Here is a 2,972-nt window from a genome sequence, read left to right on the forward strand (position 1 = left end):
GATCCTCGGCGCCCACATCATCGGCCCCGGCGTCACCGAGCTGCTGCCGGTCCTGACCCTGGCCCAGCAGTGGGACCTCACCGCCGACGAGGTGGCGCGCAACGTGTTCGCTCACCCGACGCTGACCGAGGCCGTCAAGGAAGCCGTGCACGGCATCGCCGGCCACATGATCAACCTCTGATGGCGGACCGCGTCGTCATCGTCGGCGGCGGCCCCGGCGGCTACGAGGCGGCCCACGTGGCCGCCCAGCTCGGCGCCGAGGTCACCATCGTCGACACCGACGGAGTGGGCGGTTCCGCGGTCCTCACCGACTGCGTGCCCTCCAAGACCCTCATCGCCACCGCGGAGCTGATGACCGAGGTGTCGGAGTCGGCGGAGCTGGGCATCGACTTCGCCGACCAGGAGGGCGACGCGGCGACCACCATCCGGGTCGACCTGGGCAAGGTCAACGCGCGCGTCAAGCAGCTGGCGGCCGACCAGTCGGCCGACATCGCGGCCCGCCTGGACCGTGACGGTGTCCGCGTCGTGCGTGGTCGCGGTCGCCTGGCCCCCCGGATGACCGTGGTGGCGACCCTGCCCGACGGCTCCGAGGAGGCGCTCGAGGCCGATGCGATCCTCCTCGCCACCGGGGCGGCTCCCCGCACGCTCGAGTCCGCGCAGCCCGACGGCGAGCGGATCCTCACCTGGGAGCAGGTCTACGACCTCGACGAGGTGCCGGAGAAGCTCATCGTCGTGGGCTCCGGCGTCACCGGCGCCGAGTTCGCCAGCGCCTACCTCGCCCTCGGGATCCCGGTCACCCTGGTCAGCTCCCGCGACCGGGTGCTGCCCGGCGAGGACGCCGACGCCTCCGCGGTCCTGGAGGAGGTGGCCACCCGCCGTGGCATGGAGGTGCTCGGGCAGTCCCGCATGCAGTCGGTGACCCGCGACGGCGACACCGTCACCGTCACCCTCACCGACGGGCGCACCGTCACCGGCTCGCACTGCATCCTGGCGCTGGGCTCGGTCCCCAACACCGCGGACCTCGGGCTCGAGGACGCGGGTGTCGCCACCGATGCCGCGGGCTTCATCACCGTGGATCGCGTCTCGCGCACCTCCGCGCGGGGCGTGTACGCCGCGGGCGACTGCACCGGCATCCTCATGCTCGCCTCCGTGGCGGCCATGCAGGGCCGGATCGCCATGTGGCACTTCCTGGGCGACGCGGTCTCGCCGCTGGACCTCAAGAAGGTCTCCTCCAACGTCTTCACGTCACCGGAGATCGCCACGGTCGGCTGGTCGCAGAAGTCGGTCGAGGAGGGCGAGATCCAGGCCGAGGTGGTGACCCTGCCTCTGGCCGGCAACGCCCGCGCCAAGATGCAGGGCGTGCGCGACGGCTTCGTCAAGCTCTTCATCCGTCCCGGCACCGGCATCATCGTTGGAGGCGTGGTCGTGGGCCCGCGGGCCTCCGAGCTGATCCACCCGGTCTCGATCGCCGTGGCCGAGTCCCTGACGGCCGACCAGCTCGCGCAGGCGTTCACGGTCTACCCCTCGATGAGCGGGTCGATCGCCGAGGCCGCCCGGAGGCTGCACCGGGTCTGACGCACGGGAGGGGCCGGGGTCACTTCGGTCCCCAACCGCCCTTGTCGTCCATGGAGTCGGTGTAGTACTTGATGCGCGGCCAGTCGTTGTTGGCGTCCAGGCCGTCGAGGCCGGAGTTGAGGACGCGCCACATGCTGGTCTTCACCGTCGCGTTCTCGGCCCAGTAGGTCTCCAGCTGCGCGGCGAGCCTGGCCACCGCGAGGACGGCGTCGAGGATCACCTTGATGGCCGGACCGGTGTCCAGGGTGACCCACTGGCCCGCGTCGGTGCCCTCCTTGATCGCGTCGACGATGGAGCCGGCGTAGTCGAGGATGGCGGTGACGATGTCGTTCCAGATGTCGTTGATCTGCTTGGCGCCCTCGGCGCACGCCGTGGCGGCCTGCACGATGCCGGAGTCGATGCCGGAGATGGCGCTGATCTGCTCGCCGATCATGTTCGAGTAGGCCTCGTAGGCCTCGCCCTCCCAGCGGGCGCCGACGCTGGAGCGCAGCCGCTCCATCACCGTCTTCTCGTCGCGCAGCGCGCCGGCGGCGTTGACGTAGGACTGGTTCATCGCCATCAGCTCGAACGGGTCGCCGGTGACGTTGTCGACCTCGTCCCAGATCTCCTTGGCCTTGGTCTCGAACTCGTGGACCAGCTCCTCCATCTTGTTCTCGCAGCTGTTCTTGGCCGCCTCGTACGCCGCCTTGAGTCCCGGGCTGATCCACGCCCAGTTGCTGTCCATGATGCATTTCTCCCACTGGGAGCTGACCCACTCGAGGCCCTCGTTGAGCTTGTCCGCGAACTCCGTCATCTTCTCCTCGACGTCGATGCGGAAGTCCGGGTGGTGGGCGTAGTCGGTCATCGCGGCGTCCCGTCGGGGTTGTGGAAGGTGTCGGCGACGTCCTGGTCGGTGGCGCCGAAGTCCTGGGCTGTCGCCTGGAGCGCGGCGGCGATGTCGAACATCGTCTGCTGACCGGTCAGCAGGGCATCGAACACCGAGTCGATGAAGGTGTCGTGGGCCTTGTCGATCCCGGCGGCGGTGGCCAGCGCCCCGAACTCCGAGCCGCGCCCACGCCCCCGCATGACGTCGAGCCGCGCGCCGACGAACTCGGTGGCGATGCCCTCCCAGCCGGCGGCCGCCTGCATCAGGGCGTCGCGATCCTCCTTGATCCCCATGTCACTTCCCGTCCTGGTCGCCGGTGGCGGACTGCATGATCGCTGCTTCGAGATACTCCGACCGGGCCCCGGAGAGCCACTCGGCGTCGACGTCGACGCCCAGCAGGCCACCGTCCTCGTCCCGGGTCACCGAGAGATAGCCGTTGTCGGAGGTGACGCGGAACGTCCGGCGCGCGGTCGCTGCCGCGGTGGTGCCCGGCCGGGTGTCGAGGCGACCCGAGCGGTAGGCGTCGTACGAC

General features: G+C 70.2%; 4 protein-coding genes and 1 pseudogene. 2 read left to right on the forward strand and 3 right to left on the reverse strand.

The window, feature by feature from the left end:
- Both ACXJKL_RS18445 and ACXJKL_RS18450 read left to right on the forward strand, forming a co-directional pair.
- Positions 1-181: pseudogene (locus ACXJKL_RS18445) on the forward strand (dihydrolipoyl dehydrogenase); the annotation flags it as partial.
- On the forward strand, positions 181-1,575 hold the full coding sequence (locus tag ACXJKL_RS18450) for an NAD(P)H-quinone dehydrogenase (protein WP_457208459.1): 1,395 nt from the start codon (positions 181-183) through the stop codon (positions 1,573-1,575). The pseudogene ACXJKL_RS18445 and the gene ACXJKL_RS18450, both read left to right, overlap by 1 nt.
- Positions 1,576-1,594: 19 nt before the next feature.
- On the opposite strand, the gene ACXJKL_RS18455 is transcribed toward ACXJKL_RS18450, so the two are convergent.
- The 3 genes from ACXJKL_RS18455 to ACXJKL_RS18465 form a co-directional block, all read right to left on the reverse strand.
- Positions 1,595-2,419, reverse strand: a complete 825-nt coding sequence (locus ACXJKL_RS18455) for a WXG100 family type VII secretion target (protein ID WP_457208460.1) — start codon at positions 2,417-2,419, stop codon at positions 1,595-1,597.
- Entirely contained in the window at positions 2,416-2,733 is a 318-nt protein-coding gene (locus tag ACXJKL_RS18460) for a hypothetical protein (RefSeq protein ID WP_457208461.1), read from the reverse strand. Before ACXJKL_RS18460 ends, ACXJKL_RS18455 begins: the two co-directional genes overlap by 4 nt.
- Position 2,734: 1 nt before the next feature.
- Positions 2,735-2,972 (reverse strand): hypothetical protein (locus ACXJKL_RS18465; protein WP_457208462.1); only part of this gene is annotated, 238 nt, incomplete at its 5' end.

This window comes from Nocardioides sp. P5_C9_2 (genome assembly GCF_054049555.1).

Bases quoted from the DNA above. Each gene is read 5' to 3' on its own strand.
- ACXJKL_RS18460 (WP_457208461.1), bottom strand. From the start codon at position 2,733: ATGGGGATCAAGGAGGATCGCGACGCCCTGATGCAGGCGGCCGCCGGC.
- ACXJKL_RS18450 (WP_457208459.1), top strand. From the start codon at position 181: ATGGCGGACCGCGTCGTCATCGTCGGCGGCGGCCCCGGCGGCTACGAG.
- ACXJKL_RS18455 (WP_457208460.1), bottom strand. From the start codon at position 2,419: ATGACCGACTACGCCCACCACCCGGACTTCCGCATCGACGTCGAGGAG.